Raw genomic sequence first — 17,148 nt, 5'->3', positions numbered from 1 at the left:
AATAATATATTTGAACAACAGTCAACGCCAACGCATACTGCCAGCATCCCAGCTTTTCAAGAACCGGAGACCACGCTCATGACCGCTGCCAACCGCCGCTCCAAGAACATCACCGAGGGCGTTGCCCGCGCGCCGAACCGTTCCATGTATTACGGCATGGGCTACCAGGAAAGCGACTTCGGCAAGCCGATGATAGGCATTGCCAACGGCCACTCGACCATCACGCCCTGCAACTCCGGCTTGCAAAAGCTGGCCGACGCAGCCGTGATTGGCCTCAAAGCAGCCGGCGCCAACCCGCAGGTTTTCGGCACGCCGACGATCTCGGACGGCATGGCCATGGGCACCGAAGGCATGAAGTACAGCCTGGTCTCGCGCGAAGTGATCTCCGACTGCGTGGAGACCTGCGTCGGCGGCCAATGGATGGACGGCGTGATGGTGATTGGCGGCTGCGACAAGAATATGCCCGGCGGCATGATGGGCATGTTGCGCGCCAATGTGCCGGCCTTGTATGTCTACGGCGGCACGATTCTGCCGGGCAAGTACAAGGGCCAGGATCTCAACATCGTCAGCGTGTTCGAGGCGGTCGGCCAGTTCTCGGCCGGCAAGATGAGCGAGGAAGATTTCTGCCAGATCGAGAAGCGCGCCATCCCCGGCAGCGGTTCCTGCGGCGGCATGTACACGGCCAACACCATGAGCTCGTCTTTCGAGGCGCTCGGCATGAGCCTGCCCTACTCGTCAACCATGGCTAACGTCGAAGACGAGGTGACCGAGAACGTCAAGAAAGCAGCGGCCGTCTTGGTTGAGGCGGTCAAAAAGGATTTGAAGCCGCGCGATATCGTGACCAAGAAAGCGATCGAGAACGCCGTGGCCGTCATCATGGCGACCGGCGGCTCGACCAACGCGGTCTTGCACTTCCTGGCCATCGCCCATGCAGCCGAAGTCGAATGGAGCATCGACGACTTCGAGCGCATGCGCCGCAAAACGCCGGTGCTGTGCGATCTGAAGCCCAGCGGCCAATTCCTCGCTATTGACTTGCACCATGCTGGCGGCATCCCGGCGGTGATGAAGGAGCTGCTCAAGCACGGCCTGCTGCATGGCGACGCGATGACCATCACCGGCAAGACCGTGGCCGAGAACCTGGCCGACGTACCGGACTTGCGCGCCGACCAAACAGTCATCCGCCCGGTCACCAACCCGATTTATGCCGAAGGTCATCTGGCCATCCTGAAAGGCAATCTGTCGCCAGAAGGCTGTGTCGCCAAGATCACCGGCCTGAAAAACCCGGTGATGAGCGGCCCGGCGCGGGTGTTTGAGGACGAGCAATCGGCGCTGGCCGCGATCATGGCCGAGAAAATCGTCGCCGGCGATGTGATGGTCTTGCGCTACTTGGGCCCCAAGGGTGGCCCCGGCATGCCAGAAATGCTGGCGCCAACCGGCGCCCTGATCGGCCAGGGCCTGGGCGAAAGCGTCGGGCTGATCACCGACGGGCGCTTCTCCGGCGGCACTTGGGGCATGGTGGTCGGCCATGTCGCGCCAGAAGCCTACGCAGGCGGCGTGATCGCGCTGGTGCAAGAAGGTGACCGCATCACCATCGACGCACACAAACTGCTGCTGGAACTGCATGTCAGCGAGGAAGAGCTGGCACGTCGCCGCGCGGCCTGGGTGGCGCCGGCACCGCGCTACACCCGCGGCGTGATGGCCAAGTTCGCCAAGAACGCATCCAGCGCCAGTTCAGGCGCGGTGCTTGACTTGCTGTAACGAAGCTCAGCCCTTCAACAAGGGCTCGATCAAGCGCTGCCGCACCAGCGGATGCCAGAGTTTGGCATCTTGCAGCAGTGCCGGCGGCGGCTGGTCCGGGTTGTTCAGGATCAGCCAGCGCCGCTCGGCCAGATGCGCCTGCCTGACCTGCCAACCCACGGCCTTGTCGTGCAAGGCCTCAAAGCTGCCGTCGGCCTGCACCAGCTTCCAGCCATGGCGCAGGCGTTTGGCCAGTTCGGGCCGCGCATGGTTGACCATAAAGGCAAAGGTGGACGGGTAGGCCACCAGCCATTGCTTGAGCACCACCAGTTTGGGCAGGGCCTGCACGATGCCGAAAGCCTCATCCGAGGCCAGCAGAAAAACATCGAAGCGCCCCAGCTCCAACATCGCATCGAAAACGCCGAGCCTCTGAATCCGCTGCACCGGCCAGGCATTGCGCTCCAGCACCGTGGCGTCGGGCCAATGCGAGACCTGCGCGACGCGTAATTTTTTGGCCTGCGCCAAGTCCTTGATGCCCTCAAGCTCGGCCTGCCGGCTGGCCAAGCAGACCGGCAAGCGCAAGCCGTTCAAGCCACGCCTCAGACAGCCGCGCACCTGGATGCCGTCGGCCTCACGCGCTAGCGAGTTCATGCTGGCCACCACATCCAAACTGCCCGCACGCAACTCCAACATCGTGCGACTCTGGGTGATGCTGTCGCGCGGCGGCAGCGCTTCGAATTGATAGGGGCCGTAGCTGGCAATGGTCTTGTCCATCAACAGGGTCAGTACCGCCAAGGGAAAAGAATCGGCCTCGCCTTGCAGAGGCTGCATATCGTGCTGGACCGTCACCGGCTCGCCCTTGGTGGCTGCCATACATGGCGCTGCATACAAGGTGGCGGCAGAGGCCACAGTGGCAGTGAGCGCCTGGCGGCGGCTCACAAGTCGGGGCTCGAAGTCTTCATGCATGGACTCAGTCTAGATCAGGCCACAGACGCGGCAGGACGCAAAGCACCGAGGGTTTTCCCAAGCCGGCGGTTTTGCCGCGTACAAAATGGGCAAGAATGCGCAGGCGTCATTCAGCCAAAAACAACCCAACACGCGCCGTCAAGGCCCGTTCAATATGACCCAAACCTTGAGCCCCTCGGTGCAGCGCCTGCACGCCTTGTTTGATGCTTGTTGGGAACGCGAGTTGGCGGAGAACCCGCTGCAGGCGAGTTACATCGGCGATGCGCGCTTCAATGCCTTGTGGCCGGATTTGAGCCCCGCCGCACAAGCCCGCAGCACCACCGCCAATCAAGCTGCGCTTGCCGAGCTGGATGCCTTAATGGAGGCCGGTTTGCCAACCGAGGAGCAGCTGAACGCCCAGCTCTTCAAGTACGAATTGCAGGCCCGTTTGGCCGTTGCAGCTTTTCAGCCGCTGGCCTGGGCAATTTCCGCGCGCGAAGGGCCGCAGTCGCTGAATGAAATTGCGGAATTCATGCCGCTGGATTCGGCAGCGGATTTCGAGATCTGGCTGCAACGCATGCGCGGCCTGCCCGCCTACCTCGCTCAGTACGAAGCGCTGCTGAGCGACGCGGCCAGTAGCGGCCGCACGCAGCCCCGCCTGTTGATGCAGCGCGTGATGCCGCAGCTGGATTTGCAAGTGGTAGACGACCCTGAGCAAAGCCCCTTCTTCAGCGCCTTCAGACAAATGCCGCCTCGCATCGGCGCCGTCGAAACAGCGCGGCTCCAGGAAGCGGCGCGTCAGATCATCGGCGAGCAAGTCGTGCCGGCTTACCGGCAGTTCAGGCAGTTTTTTGCCGCAGTCTATTTGCCCGCCTGTCGCGAGACGGTCGGCATTTGGGATAGCCCAGAAGGTGCAGCCTATTACGCCAACCGCATCGCTTTTCACACCACCACCACGCTGGACGCCGAGCAGATCCACCAGATCGGCTTGGATGAAGTTGCACGCATCCACCGCGAGATGCAGGCGGTGATGGATCAGCTCAAGTTCGGCGGCAGCAAGGCCGAGTTCTTCGAGCATCTGCGCAGCGACCCCAAGTTCTATTGCAAGAGCGAGCAAGAGCTGTTCACCGCCTACGTGCTGGCGGCCAAGAAGATCGAGCCGGAGTTACCCAAACTCTTCGGCAAGCTGCCGCGCACGCCCTACGGTGTACGCGCTATTCCCGCTACCAGCGCGCCCAACACCACTGCCGCTTATTACAGCGGCCCGTCCGACGACGGCCGACGCGCCGGTTATTACTACGTCAATCTTTACCGCCCCGAGATGCGGCCAATCTACGAGATCGAGGTGCTGACCGCCCATGAGGCGATGCCTGGCCACCACTTGCAGATTGCCTTGGCACAAGAGCAGCAAGACCTGCCCAAATTCCGCCGCTTTGCCGGCTACAACGCTTACCTCGAAGGCTGGGCGCTGTATGCCGAAAAGCTCGGTTTCGAGCTGGGGCTCTACCAAGACCCCTATTCACATTTTGGCCAGCTGACCTATGACATGTGGCGGGCGGTCCGTTTGGTGGTGGACACCGGCTTGCACGCCAAACGCTGGACACGCGAGCAGGCGATTGACTACTTCCGCGCCAATGCGGCCAAGACCGAGGTCGATATCGTCAACGAAGTAGACCGTTACATCGGCTGGCCGGGCCAAGCGCTGTCTTACAAGATTGGCCAGCTGCGGGTGCTGGCGATGCGGGCTCGTGCCGAGGCGGCGCTGGCTCAAAAATTCGATGCCCGGGCCTATCACGACATGCTGCTGGATGGCGGCGCACTGCCGCTGGATCTGCTGGACCGCAAGGTGGACGCCTGGATTGCCGGGCAACATTGCCGAAGTACATAGGCAATGCAGAAAATGCATATAGAGGGGTTTTTCAGACAGCCAGACCCTTTGGCGCCTGCCGCCTGAGGCACACTGCCGGGCACAAGCTGAGCATGGCCACGAGCCCACGGCCTTACTGATTCCTAGGAGACAAGCAATGACTGAACCTCTCAACGCCCTACAGAGCGAACGGATCGATGCGGTGCTGGCGCTGGCCGCCACGCGTCAAAAAACGCCCGAACAAGCGGCGATGATAGAAAGCTTCGGGCGCGAGTATTTCCGCCGCGTCGACACCGAAGACCTGCTGGCCCGCACACCCGAAGACCTGCTGGGCGCCCTGCTCTCGCATCTGCAGTTCGGCGCCAAGCGCCAGCCCGGCCAGACCCTGGCGCGGGTCTTGAGCCCCAGCGTCGCCGACAACGGCTGGGCCTCGCGCCATTCGGTGATCGACATCATCAATGATGACATGCCGTTTTTGGTCGACACCACGACCATCGAGATCAATCGCCAAGGCCTAACCTTGCACCTGATCGTGCATCCGATTTTTGGCGTGGAGCGCGACGCCGACGGCCAACTGCTGGCCATCCGCCCACGCAGCGAGGCGACTGACGCGCCGGGGCTCAAGCGCGAGTCCTGGATGCATATCGAGGTTGACCGCATCATCGATGCCGGGCAGCGCCATGAATTGCTGGCCGGCATTGAGCGTGTGCTCGGCGACGTGCGCGCGGCCGTGCAGGACTGGAAGCCCATGGTCGGCGCCTTGCACGCGGCCATCACAGAGCTTGAGCAAGCACCGGCTGCACTGGACAAAGCCGAAGTTCAAGAAAGCCTGGCCTTTTTGCATTGGCTGGCCGACGACCACATGACCCTGCTGGGCTACCGCTGCCACGAGTTGGTCAGCGAAGGGGGGGCCGACGCCTTGCGCCTGATTTCCGGCAGCGGCCTGGGCCTGCTGAGAGAAACGTCGGAGGAAAAACTCTCCAGCAGCTTCTCGATGTTGCCCGCCAATGCCCGCGCCCTCGCACGTGCGCCCTCGCCATTGCTGGTCATCACCAAGGCCAATACCCGCTCCACCGTGCACCGCGCGGGCTACACCGACTACGTCGGCATCAAGCGTTACAACGCCGCCGGCGAAGTGACGGGCGAGCACCGCTTCATCGGCTTGTTTACCTCTACCGCCTACAGCGCGCGCGTCTCCGAGACCCCGCTGCTGCGCGGCCGCGTCGGCGCCATCACACAGCGCGCCGGCTTGCCTGCGGGCGGCCATCTGGCCAAGGCCTTGCAGCATATTTTGGAGACTTATCCGCGCGACGATCTCTACCAAATCTCCAACGACGAGCTGTATGAAACCGCGCTGGGCATCCTCGCCTTGGGTGAGCGCCAGCGCCTGCGTCTGTTCGTTTGCCGCGACCCCTTTGACCGCTTCTTCTCCTGCTTGGTCTATGTGCCGCGCGAGGCCTACTCGACCGATATGCGGATCAAGTTCCAGGCCATTCTGATGCAGGTCTTCAGCGGCAGCAGCGCCGAGTTTGATGTGCAGTTGAGCGACGCGGTCTTGGCGCGCATCCATTTCACCGTGCGCACGACGCCGGGCCAAGTGCCTGTGTTTGATTGCAAGGATGTCGAGGCCAAGCTGACGGCTGCGGCAAGGCGCTGGGATGATGACCTGCGCGAGGCCTTGGTTGATGCCGAAGGCGAAGCGCGCGGCTTGGAGCTGTTCAAGCGCTGGGCAGCTGGCTTCCCCGCCGGCTACCGCGAGCGCATCAGCGCGCGCGCGGCCGTGCCCGACGTTGTCAAGCTCGCCAGCCTGAGCCCGGAGGCGCCGCTGGCGCTGGCCCTGTACCGCCCCTTTGGCGCCGAGCCGGGCACGCTGGGCTTCAAGGTCTATCGCCTGGGTCAGGCGGTGGTCTTGTCCGACAGCCTGCCGATGCTAGAGCATATGGGCGTGCGCGTGCTGGGCGAGCACAACCACCGCATCCTCGACGCCTCGGCCCCTGCCGGCCAAGGCAATAGCGTGTCGCTGCATGACTTTGAGCTGCAGGCAGCGGTGTCGGATGAGATCGAGCCCGAGGCCTTGGCCCGCTTGTTCGAGGACACTTTTGCGCGCGTCTTCCGCGGCGAGGTCGAGAACGACGACTTCAACCGTTTGGTGCTGCGCGCAGGCCTTGCCAACGACGAAATCGTCGTGCTGCGTGCCTATGCCAAGTATTTGCGCCAGATCGGTTTTGCGCTCTCGCAAGCCACCATCGAAGCCACCTTGGCCGCGCACCCCCGCATCGCGCGCATGTTGGTGACGCTGTTCAAGCTGCGCTTTGACCCCGTCGCCCATGATGAGCTGGGCGCTAACGCACAAGTCAACGGGATTGAGAAGGCGCTGGAGAAGGTCAGCAATCTGCAAGAAGACCGCGTCTTGCGCCAACTGCTGGCCCTGATGCAGGCCACGCTGCGCACCAACTTCTGGCGCACCGGCGTCGGCCACAGCGGTGCAGCCGGCCCGCGCCGCAGTTTCTTGAGCTTCAAGCTCGATTCGGCCAAGATCCCCGGCCTGCCGGAGCCGCGTCCGCTGTACGAAATTTCGGTTTACTCGCCGCGCTTTGAAGGCATCCATTTGCGCGGCGGCAAGGTCGCCCGTGGCGGCTTGCGCTGGTCGGACCGGCCGGAAGACTTCCGCACCGAAGTGCTGGGCCTGGTGAAGGCGCAGATGGTCAAGAACACCGTCATCGTGCCCGTGGGCAGCAAGGGCGGCTTTGTATTGAAAAAGGCCCCGCCACAGTCTGATCGCGAAGCCTTCATGAAAGAAGGCATCAGCTGCTACCAGGACTATTTGCGTGCGCTGCTGGACCTGACCGACAACTATGCGGGGGGTCAGGTCGTGCCGCCGCCGCAGGTCGTGCGTCTGGATGAGGATGACCCGTACTTGGTGGTCGCGGCCGACAAGGGCACCGCCACCTTCTCCGACTACGCCAACACCGTCAGTCTGGAGTATGGCCATTGGCTGGGCGACGCCTTCGCCTCGGGCGGCAGTGTCGGCTATGACCACAAGGCCATGGGCATCACCGCACGCGGTGCCTGGGAATCGGTCAAGCGCCATTTCCGCGAGATCGGCATCAACACGCAGAGCCAAGAGTTCACCGTGGTGGGCGTAGGCGATATGTCGGGCGATGTGTTCGGCAACGGCATGTTGCTGTCACCCCATATCCGCTTGGTGGCCGCTTTTGATCACCGCCATGTCTTCATCGACCCAAGCCCGGACGCAGCAGCCTCGTTTGCCGAGCGCGAACGCCTGTTCAAGCTGCCGCGCTCCAGCTGGGCCGACTATGAAACGGCGCTGATTTCAGCCGGCGGCGGCGTCTGGGCGCGCTCGGAAAAATCGATTCCGATCTCACCGCAAGCACAGGCCGTGCTCGGTATCAGCGCCGACCGCCTGGCCCCTAACGAGTTACTCAGTGCCATCTTGAAGGCGCCGGTCGACCTGCTCTACAACGGCGGCATTGGCACCTATATCAAGGCCAGCAGCGAGGTGCACGCGGATGTCGGCGACCGCGCCAACGATGCCTTGCGCATCAATGGCGCCGAGCTGCGCTGCAAGGTGGTCGGCGAAGGCGGTAACCTGGGCTGCACGCAGCGTGGGCGCGTCGAGGCCGCCTTGGCCGGCGTGCGCATCTACACCGATGCGATCGACAACTCGGCCGGCGTGGACACCTCGGACCATGAGGTCAATATCAAGATCTTGCTGGGTCTGGCCATGGGCGACGGCGAGATGACGCTGAAGCAGCGCAATACCTTGCTGCCGCAGATGACGGACGAGGTGGCGTCGCTGGTGCTGCGTGACAACTACTTCCAGACCCAGGCGCTGTCGATCGCCAACCGCCAAGGCGCGGCGCTGATTGACCAGCAGGCGCGCTTTATCCGCTTCCTGGAACGTGCCGGGCGCTTGAACCGGGCGATCGAGTTCTTGCCCACCGATGACCAGATCAAGGAACGCAAGGCACGCGGCGTCGGCCTGACCACACCCGAAATGGCGGTTTTGCTGGCTTATAGCAAGATGTGGTTGTCCGACGAGTTGATGAGCTCCGATCTGCCTGAGGACAGCTGGATTGGTACTGCGGTAGAGCGTTACTTCCCTGCGCTGCTGCGCGAGAAGTTCGGCGCCTACATCCCGCGCCACCCGCTCAAGCGTGAAATCATCGTCACCCACGTGCTCAACAGCATGTTGAACCGTGTCGGCGCTACCTTTGTGCACCGGCTGAGTGAATCCAGCGGCGCTAAGCCGGCGCAAATCGTGCGCGCCTACCTGGCCACCCGCGAGGTCTTCGGCTATGTGCCGCTGTGGCTGAAGATCGAGGCGCTGGACAATCAGGTCGCAGACGAGGTGCAAGCCGACATGATCGACGAGTTGGGTCGCTTGGGCGCGCATGCCACCAACTGGTTCCTGCGCTCGCGCCGCCTGGCCGAGCCGATGGAGCAGGTGATCAAGCGCTTTGCACCTGCGGTGGAGGTCTTGCGCACCACCTTGGTTCAGCACAACGATCTCTCGGCGCGGGCTGCGGCGCGGGTCGCGGCGGGTGTGCCGATCGACATTGCGCGCGACGTCAGCCATGCCGAGGAGCTGTTTGCGGCGCTCGATATCGCCGAGATCGCCGATGCCACCCAGCATTCGCTGGAAGTCGTTTGCGAGGTCCACGCCAAGCTAGGTCAAAAGCTCGGCCTGGAGCGCCTGCGCCAACAGATCGATGCCTTGGCCGCAGACAGCTATTGGCAGACGCAGGCCAAGGCCGCGCTGGGCGACGATCTGTCCGGTCTGCAACGCGCTATCGCCTTGGATGTGCTGGGGCAAGGTGAAGGGCAAGCCGCGCCCGAACTGCTCAGCAACTGGACCACCCGCAACCAAGACGCACTGGAGCGCGCGCACAAGCTCTTGGGCGAATTCAGCGAAGCCAAGGCGGTGGATCTGGCCATGCTGTCGGTTGCACTGCGCGAGCTGCGCAACTTGGCTTGAACTCCACTTGAGCTTAACTTGAGCAAATCGGGTTAAGCTGACACCCGGCTTGGGTCTCTTGCAAGACAAGGGGCAGAGCAAGACACATGAACCTGCGCGCCGGCTTATCCAGCCGGCGCGCTCATGTTGGCAGCATGGCGATGAGCGCTTTTCAGCGCTGGCCTGCTTTATGCCTCCTGCTTTGTGCCCCCTTTTACTTGCCCAAGACCAGCCCCATGCCCAACTCAGCCGACGCCAACACCGCCGCCCGCTCCATCCTGCCGCCCGATGATGGGCTGCGTTATCTGCTCCACAACGAGGTGCATGCCAGGCCCTCGGCGCGCATTCATTTGCCGGCCCTGATCATCAGCGTGGCCGTGCTCAACGAGGGTGTAAGCCGCGAAGCCGAGTGCGAACACCTGCGCCGCCTGCCCGGCCAAGAAGGCTTGCAACTGGACGAGATGCAGGGTAATTTTTTACGGCTGCGCGGCGACGGGCACACGGTCAAATGGGAACGCCACAGCGAGTTCACCCGCTATGCGATCGTGCAGCCGTTGCCCGAACAGGCACTCCTGGGCAGCCAGCAGCCGGAGCTGATGTCGGCCTTGCGTGTCGATGCCGACTGGCTGCGCACGCTGCCCGGGCGCACGGTGGCTGCCGTCAAGCTGGTCATGCTCGAACATGACATCAGCCACCCCGATGAAGCAAGAGCCCTGGGTCAGCAATGGTTTGGCGGGCGCACCGTCCTGGCCTCGATGATGGGCAACTCGGAAGAGTCCGGGCCTGGCGGGCACTCGGTGGTGGTGACCAATTTCCGCCTGGCAGCGAGCGGCTTTGAGCGCATCTTGGTGATTGCACCGCCCGGGACCAGCCCGACACGCGCGGGCCGCATTTCTCAGCGTTTGCTGGAGCTGGAGGTCTACCGCCTGATGGCTTTGCGCGGCCTGCCGGTGGCCAAAGACATTGCGCCGGTGCTGGCGCAGGCCGAGGCCAGCTTGGCCGAGGTGACGCTCAAACTCGAGGGTAGGCAGGCGTCCGAGAGCGAGCTGCTGGACACCTTGATCCATGTCGCTGCGGGGGTTGAACGCGCCACCGCCCAACATGCCTACCGTTTCGCCGCGACCCAGGCCTACGACACGCTGGTGCGCCAGCGCATTGCCGAGCTGCGCGAAAAGCCGATTCCGGGCACGCAAACCCTGGGGGAATTCATGCAGCGCCGGCTCTCGCCGGCGATTGCCACGGTCGCGGCCACCGCGCAGAGGCTGGCCTCCTTATCGCAGCGCATCGAGCGCGTCAGCGCGCTCTTGCGCACCCGGGTCGACATCGCCACCGAGCAGCAAAACCATCAGTTGCTGGCCAAGCTCACGAGGGGTCAGGACTTGCAGCTGAACCTGCAGACCACGGTGGAGGGGCTCTCCATCGCGGCGATTTCCTACTACGTGGTGAGCCTCTTGCTCTACGGCGCCAAAGCGCTGAAGTCCTCGGGCCTGCCCGTCAACCCTGAAATTGCGGTGGGGGTTTTGATACCGCTAGTGCTTTGGTCCGTCTGGCGCGCGACGCGGCGCGTGCACACAAAATTGCACGCCAAATTGCACAGCAGTGATTGATGCATCAACCCGGCACCCGGGTCGCCCCAGGCCGCAGGCTCAAGCGACTTGAGCACTCGCCTTGTCCCGCTCCTTGTCCCGCTTCTTGGGCGGGCTGGACTGCCAAGACTTGGGCCGCTCGCTGGCTCGCGGGGCCGGTCCAGCGCTTGCAGCACTCAGAGCAGCAGAAGCAGCGGGCTTGATCGATTTGGCCCGGCTCAAGTGCAAGACCTGCAAACAGCTTTGCAATTCGCTCAAGGCTTTGTGCATATTGAGCAATTGCTTTTTTTGCTCGCTCAGCACCGCCACGGCGCCGGGCGGGAAGCTCTCAATATCGGCGTGCATGCGCTTGAGCCAATGATCGACCAGCACTTGCAGCACGCGCAGCTCATGCCCGGCAGACGGCAAACCCTGTGCCTGCGCTTGCAGAAAATGAGTCAGCAAGCTGCCCACCGGCACACCGGCCAGCGCGGCACCTGGTGTCTGCGCGGCCAACCAAGCCTGCAGCGCTTGAATCGGAGTCGTCGGCTGTTCCATGGTTTTCCTCTTCCGGACCGGCTACAACAGGGCCCGAACAATTGGCAGGCAGTGTATGCGGGACAACCCTAGGAAACGCCTATTCCTTCAATATTGCCGGCTTATTTTTCGCAGGCTTGATCCAGCTCAGCAAAGCCGATTTTTGGCCTCAGCCGACCGGCTTGTGTGGCGGCTGGCTCAGATCATCCAGGCTCTGGCCCTGCGCGGCCAGCAGCTTCTCCAGGGCCGGCAGCAAGGGGCCGAGCCGCTCGTCGATCGCCGCCCGCACTGTATCCACAAAGACTTGCGTCTGACGCTCGATTTCAATGTTGAGCAAATCGCCCTCGGCCTTGGCGCCAAAGGTCGTCATGCGCAGCGTTTCGGGGATCAGCCACACCTCGAACCAGCCGGCTTGGCGGTCGGCCTCGGCGACGGTCAGGCTGGCGCCGTTGATGGCGATATAACCCTTGGCGAAGATGTAGCGCATCCAGCTCGGTGGCACTTGGATGCGCACACAGACATTGTTTTCGGGGCGCCGCACGGCCGCCACCGTCGCCATGAAATCGATATGGCCGGAAAGCGGGTGGCCCCCAATCTCGGCGCCGTCGCGCGCGGCGCGCTCAACATTGAGCAAACCGCCCTGCTTCAAGCCGGCCAAGGTTGTCAGATTCAGGCTCTGCTGCATCACGTCAAAATTGGCTTGGTCGCCAGGGCCCAAGGCCGTGACGGTCAGGCACACGCCGTCGCAAGACACGCTGGCGCCGATCTCGAGGCCGACACAAAAGCCGGGCGGAAACTGCAGCGTAAAGCTGCGCAGGCCGGGCCGGTCGGTGATGGCCGCGACGCTGGCGACGGCCTGAACAATGCCAGTGAACATGAGCGAAAGGTCTTGGAAACCGAAAGACCGGCAGCTTACCAGCTGACCTCACGCTCCGGCGTGGAGCCGATCTTGTGGATGGACAGATCGGCGCCGTCGAATTCTTCTTCCCGCGTCAGGCGCAGGCCGACAAAGTGCCGCAGCAAGCCATACACCGTGAAGCCGCCGAGCAAAGCCCAGACCACACCGGCCAAGGTGCCCAGCAGTTGCGCCGCCAAGCTGACCCCGCCCAGGCCGCCCAGCGCCGACTGGCCGAAGATGCCGGCGGCAATACCGCCCCAGGCGCCGCACAAGCCGTGCAGCGGCCAAACGCCCAACACGTCATCGATCTTCCAGCGGTTCTGCGTCAGGGTGAACATCTTGACGAAGATGGCGCCGGCCACACCCCCGACGATCAATGCGCCCAGCGGATGCATCAGGTCGGAGCCCGCACACACCGCGACCAGACCGGCCAAGGGGCCGTTATAGGCAAATCCGGGGTCATTGCGGCCCAGCAAGACGGCCACCAAGGTGCCCCCGGCCATGGCCATCAGCGAGTTCACCGCCACCAGGCCGCTCATCTTGTCCAGCGTTTGTGCGCTCATCACATTGAAGCCAAACCAGCCCACGGTCAGCACCCAGGCGCCCAGCGCCAAAAAGGGAATGCTGGAGGGCGGATGCGCGCTGATGGCGCCGTCCTTGCGGTAGCGATTCAAGCGCGGGCCCAGCAGCAACACGGCCGCCAAGCCGATCCAACCACCCACCGCATGCACCACCACGCTGCCAGCAAAGTCATGAAATTCGGCGCCAAATTGAGCCTTCAACCAGGCTTGCAGGCCCCATGCCTGATTCCAGGCCACGCCCTCAAACAAAGGGTAGATCAAACCGACGATCACGGCCGTGGCGGCCAACTGCGGGCCAAAGCGGGCCCGCTCGGCGATGCCGCCAGAAATAATCGCCGGTATCGCCGCGGCGAAGGTCAGCAAGAAGAAAAACTTGACCAGCTCATAGCCATTCTTCAGGGCCAGCGTTTCGGCCCCGGTGAAGAAGTTGCTGCCATAAGCAACCGTGTAGCCCAATAAAAAATACGCGACGGTCGACACGCAAAAATCCACCAAGATTTTCACCAGCGCATTGACCTGATTCTTCTTGCGCACCGTGCCAAGCTCCAGAAAAGCAAAGCCGGCATGCATGGCGAGCACCATGATGGCGCCCAGCAGAATGAACAGCGCATCAGCGCTTTGTTTGAAGTTCTCCATCGGGTTCTCTGAGTCCTGCGGTAATCATTGAGCACGGCATCCCGAGTGCAACGCACCGACTCGGGATTTAATGCACCAGATCAGCAAGATACATGCCCGCTTTTGGCTCACTGTCGCGCACCAAATCAGGACAACTCACCCCAGAAAGTGGCACTGACTCAGCGTGATGCGCACAAACAAGGGGCAACCTGCACCAAAACAGGATCAAACTTGGCTGTTGAGATGGCTATTGAACAGCTCGGCCGAAAACCCCACGCTCAGGCGCCCGTCGGCCCAGCGCATGACCGGGCGCTTGATGGCGCTGGGCTGGGTGAGCAACAAGGCTTGTGCCGAGGCACTGTCAACGACCGCTGCGCGGGTGGCTTCGTCGAGCTTGCGCCAGGTCGTGCCGGCGCGGTTCAAGACCCGCTCCCAGCCGAGCTGCTCGCACCACGCGGCCAAGTCGCCCGGTGGCACACCGGCCCTTTTGAAGTCATGAAATTCGTAGCTCAAGCCCTGCTCAGTGAGCCAGGCGCGCGCGCGCTTCACGGTGTCGCAGTTCGAAATTCCAAAAAGGGTGTTCATGGGGCGCAGGCCAGTTGAAAGTTCATCTTGGGCTACACGCTACCATGGCAAGCATGATCGATTGGCTTGATGACAACTCTTTGGAATTTCCGCCCAGCGCGCGCACCTTGGGCGCCGATTCGGACGCCCCCGGCCTGCTCGCCGCCGGCGGCGACTTGAGCCCTCAGCGCCTGCACGCGGCCTATTCACGCGGCATCTTCCCTTGGTATGGCGCCGGCCAGCCGCCGCTGTGGTGGGCGCCCGACCCACGCATGGTGCTGCAAACGCAGAACTTCAAGCTCGCGCGCTCGCTGCGCAAAACCATCGCCCATTTCAGGCGCTCGGCCAATTGCGAAATCCGCGTTGACTCCGCCTTGCCGGAAGTGCTGAATGCCTGCGCCGGCGCGCCGCGCGAAGGCCAGTCCGGCACCTGGATCTTGCCCGAGATGCAGGCAGCCTATCTTGACTGGGCAAAGCAATCGGGCGCGGTTCACAGCATCGAGACTTGGATGGACGGCGAACTGGTCGGCGGCCTTTACGGCGTCAATCTGGGCCGTATGTTCTTCGGCGAGTCGATGTTCATGCGCCGCAGCGACGCCTCCAAGATCGCACTCGCCGCCTTGGTCTGCCTTTGCCGCAAGCATGGCATCCCCTGGATAGACTGCCAACAAAACACCGGCCACTTGGCCTCGCTGGGCGCGGCCGAAGTGCCGCGCAGCGCCTTTGAAGCACATGTGGGCCAAGCCGTGAATGAGGCAGCACCAAGCAGCTGGGCCTATCATCCAGCCCTTTGGGCCTTGCTGGATCAAGACTAGCCCCTTGCGAGCCACGCCGTGACACATCCCAAAGAACTCCCCTTGGCGCAGCTGCAGTTCTATGCGACTGCCGCCTACGCTTGCAGCTACCTGCCCGACCGGCAAGCTCGCTCGCAAGTGGCCACGCCCAGCCATTTGATTCACGCCGACGCCTATTCGGGCCTGGTGGCGGCGGGCTTTCGGCGCAGCGGCCTGTTCACCTACCGCCCCTACTGCGACGGCTGCAAGGCTTGCGTGCCGATGCGGGTGCCGGCCGCCAGCTTCAAGCCCAGCCGCAGCCAGCGCCGGGCCTGGCATCAACACCGCCATCTGCAAGCCAAGGTGATGCGCCTGGGCTATAGCCAAGAGCATTACGAACTCTATTTGCGCTACCAAACCGGTCGGCACTCGGGCGGCGGCATGGACCACGACAGCGTCGATCAATACACGCAGTTCTTGCTGCAAAGCCGAATCAATTCACGCATGGTGGAGTTCCGCGAGCCGCAGCCAGATGGCTCGCTGGCGCTGAAGATGGTCTCAATTTTGGACATCCTCAGCGATGGCTTGTCGGCCGTCTACACCTTTTACGAGCCCGAGGAAAAGACCAGTTATGGCACCTACAACGTGCTGTGGCAGATTCAGCAAACCCGAGACCTGCAGCTGAGCCATCTCTACCTGGGCTACTGGATCGCCGAGAGCCCCAAGATGGCTTATAAAACCGGCTTCAAGCCCTATCAGTTGCTACAGGGCGGCACTTGGGTGGATGGCGTGGACACGGGTGACGACCAAGCCTGATCCCCCGCCATCCGCACCAAGACCTCTTGCGCCAGCGCCAGGCAGCTGGTCAATCCGGGCGACTCAATACCCAATAGATTCACCAAACCAGGCAAGCCATGCTGGGCCGGCCCGTCGATGCGGAAGTCCGGCGCGGGCTCGTCCGGGCCATGGATCTTGGGCCGCACGCCGCTGTAAGCCGGCTGCAGCGCGCCGTCCGGCAAGGCCGGCCAATAGCGCCGCACATCGGCGTAAAAAGCATCGGCCCGGCGCGGGTCGAGGCTGTAGTCGAGTTGCGCCGGGTCGTTGATGCCTTGCAGCCACTGTGCGTCCGGCCCAAAGCGGGCCGCGCCGGCCAGATCCAGCGTCAGGTGCACACCCAAGCAATCGTCTTGCGGCATGGGGTAGATCAGGCGACTGAATGGCGCCGGACCGGCCAGGGCGAAATAGCTGCCCTTGCTGAAGTAAGCCTTGGCCTGCTGGGCCGGCGCAAGGCCTTCTATCGCCTGCGTCAGGCCAGCCGCCCACAGACCGGCCGCGTTGACCACGATGCCGGCCTGCAAGCTCATCTCGGCCCCTTCCGCTTGCACTTGCAAGCGCCAGGCCTGGCCGACGCGCCGCAGCCCGGTCACGGTGGAGCACAGGCCCAGGGCGCCGCCGGCCGACTCAAAATCACCCAGCAAGGCGAGCATCAGGCCGTGGCTGTCGATGATGCCGGTGGACGGCGAAGCCAGCGCAGCCTCACAGCGCAGCGCCGGCTCCAGGGCGCTCGCCTGCGCGGCATCAAGCCAGCGCAGATCGTGCACCCCATTGCGCTGCGCCGTTTGCATCAAGCGCTGCAAAGCGCTCACTTGAGCGGCGTCGGTCGCCACCACCAGCTTGCCGCAGCATCGATGGGCGACTTGATGCGATTCGCAATAGTCGTACAGCAGCGCGCGCCCTTGCACACACAGCCTCGCCTTGAGCGAGCCCGGCGGGTAGTAGAGGCCGGCGTGTATGACCTCGCTGCTGCGCGAACTCACGCCGCTGCCTATGCGCTCGGCGCGCTCAAGCAGCAAGGTCTCCAAGCCTTGCTGCGCCAGCGCGCGGGCGACAGCCAGCCCCACCACACCGGCACCTATCACCACCGCATCGACTTCTTCTATAGCTGCGTCCACCCCGACATTGTGCGGCTCCTCGGTCGGGCTCGCGTAAACACTTAGACCGCGATGAGGCGGGGCGCGCAATTTTTCACAAGCTGCTGCGCGCGTAAACCCTAACGTCGAATTTGGCAGGTATTCGCACCTCTACTCC

12 protein-coding genes are annotated in these 17,148 nt (G+C 63.2%); 6 read left to right on the top strand and 6 right to left on the bottom strand.

Annotated features, from left to right (window positions below; all coding sequences use genetic code 11):
* The first annotated feature begins 78 nt into the window (after nucleotides 1-78).
* Nucleotides 79-1,758, top strand: coding sequence for a dihydroxy-acid dehydratase (gene ilvD, locus LNV08_RS03275; RefSeq protein WP_263532205.1), 1,680 nt, complete (start codon nucleotides 79-81; stop codon nucleotides 1,756-1,758).
* Nucleotides 1,759-1,764: 6 nt separating this feature from the next.
* On the opposite strand, the gene LNV08_RS03270 is transcribed toward ilvD, so the two are convergent.
* Nucleotides 1,765-2,610 carry a hypothetical protein gene (locus LNV08_RS03270; RefSeq protein WP_263532204.1) on the bottom strand — a complete coding sequence of 282 codons (846 nt, stop codon included), beginning with the start codon at nucleotides 2,608-2,610 and terminating at the stop codon, nucleotides 1,765-1,767.
* Nucleotides 2,611-2,857: 247 nt separating this feature from the next.
* On the opposite strand from LNV08_RS03270, the gene LNV08_RS03265 reads away from it, so the two are divergent.
* From LNV08_RS03265 to LNV08_RS03255, 3 genes are all read left to right on the top strand, one after another.
* On the top strand, nucleotides 2,858-4,570 hold the full coding sequence (locus LNV08_RS03265) for a DUF885 domain-containing protein (RefSeq protein ID WP_263532203.1): 1,713 nt from the start codon (nucleotides 2,858-2,860) through the stop codon (nucleotides 4,568-4,570).
* 136 nt (nucleotides 4,571-4,706) lie between these two features.
* Nucleotides 4,707-9,548, top strand: a complete 4,842-nt coding sequence (locus LNV08_RS03260) for an NAD-glutamate dehydrogenase (RefSeq protein WP_263532202.1) — start codon at nucleotides 4,707-4,709, stop codon at nucleotides 9,546-9,548.
* 215 nt (nucleotides 9,549-9,763) lie between these two features.
* Nucleotides 9,764-11,134, top strand: a complete 1,371-nt coding sequence (locus LNV08_RS03255; protein ID WP_263532201.1) for a DUF3422 family protein — start codon at nucleotides 9,764-9,766, stop codon at nucleotides 11,132-11,134.
* A 39-nt stretch (nucleotides 11,135-11,173) separates the two neighbouring features.
* Here the strand turns inward: LNV08_RS03255 and LNV08_RS03250 are convergent, their stop codons facing one another.
* The 4 genes from LNV08_RS03250 to LNV08_RS03235 all read right to left on the bottom strand — a co-directional run bounded on the left by LNV08_RS03250 (nucleotide 11,174) and on the right by LNV08_RS03235 (nucleotide 14,308).
* The gene (locus tag LNV08_RS03250; RefSeq protein ID WP_263532200.1) at nucleotides 11,174-11,650 is read right to left on the bottom strand and encodes a hypothetical protein; all 477 of its coding nucleotides are present in this window, start codon (nucleotides 11,648-11,650) and stop codon (nucleotides 11,174-11,176) included.
* A 148-nt stretch (nucleotides 11,651-11,798) separates the two neighbouring features.
* Complete coding sequence (locus LNV08_RS03245; RefSeq protein ID WP_263532199.1) at nucleotides 11,799-12,506, bottom strand: riboflavin synthase subunit alpha; 708 nt, start codon at nucleotides 12,504-12,506, stop codon at nucleotides 11,799-11,801.
* A gap of 35 nt (nucleotides 12,507-12,541) precedes the next feature.
* The gene (locus LNV08_RS03240; RefSeq protein ID WP_263532198.1) at nucleotides 12,542-13,744 is read right to left on the bottom strand and encodes an ammonium transporter; all 1,203 of its coding nucleotides are present in this window, start codon (nucleotides 13,742-13,744) and stop codon (nucleotides 12,542-12,544) included.
* Nucleotides 13,745-13,948: 204 nt separating this feature from the next.
* Nucleotides 13,949-14,308, bottom strand: a complete 360-nt coding sequence (locus LNV08_RS03235) for an ArsC family reductase (RefSeq protein WP_263532197.1) — start codon at nucleotides 14,306-14,308, stop codon at nucleotides 13,949-13,951.
* Nucleotides 14,309-14,361: 53 nt separating this feature from the next.
* On the opposite strand from LNV08_RS03235, the gene aat reads away from it, so the two are divergent.
* Both aat and LNV08_RS03225 read left to right on the top strand, forming a co-directional pair.
* Entirely contained in the window at nucleotides 14,362-15,102 is a 741-nt protein-coding gene (gene aat, locus LNV08_RS03230; protein WP_263532196.1) for a leucyl/phenylalanyl-tRNA--protein transferase, read from the top strand.
* An 18-nt stretch (nucleotides 15,103-15,120) separates the two neighbouring features.
* On the top strand, nucleotides 15,121-15,876 hold the full coding sequence (locus LNV08_RS03225; RefSeq protein ID WP_263532195.1) for an arginyltransferase: 756 nt from the start codon (nucleotides 15,121-15,123) through the stop codon (nucleotides 15,874-15,876).
* On the opposite strand, the gene LNV08_RS03220 is transcribed toward LNV08_RS03225, so the two are convergent.
* A complete protein-coding gene (locus LNV08_RS03220) occupies nucleotides 15,816-17,012 on the bottom strand; it encodes an NAD(P)/FAD-dependent oxidoreductase (RefSeq protein ID WP_263532194.1) in 1,197 nt (398 codons plus the stop codon). The genes LNV08_RS03225 and LNV08_RS03220 overlap by 61 nt on opposite strands.
* Between the last annotated feature and the right edge of the window lie 136 nt (nucleotides 17,013-17,148).

Origin of the sequence: Paucibacter sp. TC2R-5 (assembly GCF_025717605.1) — a bacterium.
In the GTDB taxonomy this organism is placed as follows: domain Bacteria; phylum Pseudomonadota; class Gammaproteobacteria; order Burkholderiales; family Burkholderiaceae_C; genus Paucibacter_A; species Paucibacter_A albus.
Note: the sequence above shows the minus strand (reverse complement) of the source record. Positions and strands in the feature narration are given on the sequence as shown.

Bases quoted from the DNA above. Each gene is read 5' to 3' on its own strand.
- aat (WP_263532196.1), top strand. From the start codon at position 14,362: ATGATCGATTGGCTTGATGACAACTCTTTGGAATTTCCGCCCAGCGCG.
- LNV08_RS03250 (WP_263532200.1), bottom strand. From the start codon at position 11,650: ATGGAACAGCCGACGACTCCGATTCAAGCGCTGCAGGCTTGGTTGGCC.
- LNV08_RS03245 (WP_263532199.1), bottom strand. From the start codon at position 12,506: ATGTTCACTGGCATTGTTCAGGCCGTCGCCAGCGTCGCGGCCATCACC.
- LNV08_RS03265 (WP_263532203.1), top strand. From the start codon at position 2,858: ATGACCCAAACCTTGAGCCCCTCGGTGCAGCGCCTGCACGCCTTGTTT.
- ilvD (WP_263532205.1), top strand. From the start codon at position 79: ATGACCGCTGCCAACCGCCGCTCCAAGAACATCACCGAGGGCGTTGCC.
- LNV08_RS03255 (WP_263532201.1), top strand. From the start codon at position 9,764: ATGCCCAACTCAGCCGACGCCAACACCGCCGCCCGCTCCATCCTGCCG.
- LNV08_RS03240 (WP_263532198.1), bottom strand. From the start codon at position 13,744: ATGGAGAACTTCAAACAAAGCGCTGATGCGCTGTTCATTCTGCTGGGC.
- LNV08_RS03260 (WP_263532202.1), top strand. From the start codon at position 4,707: ATGACTGAACCTCTCAACGCCCTACAGAGCGAACGGATCGATGCGGTG.
- LNV08_RS03235 (WP_263532197.1), bottom strand. From the start codon at position 14,308: ATGAACACCCTTTTTGGAATTTCGAACTGCGACACCGTGAAGCGCGCG.
- LNV08_RS03270 (WP_263532204.1), bottom strand. From the start codon at position 2,610: ATGGCAGCCACCAAGGGCGAGCCGGTGACGGTCCAGCACGATATGCAG.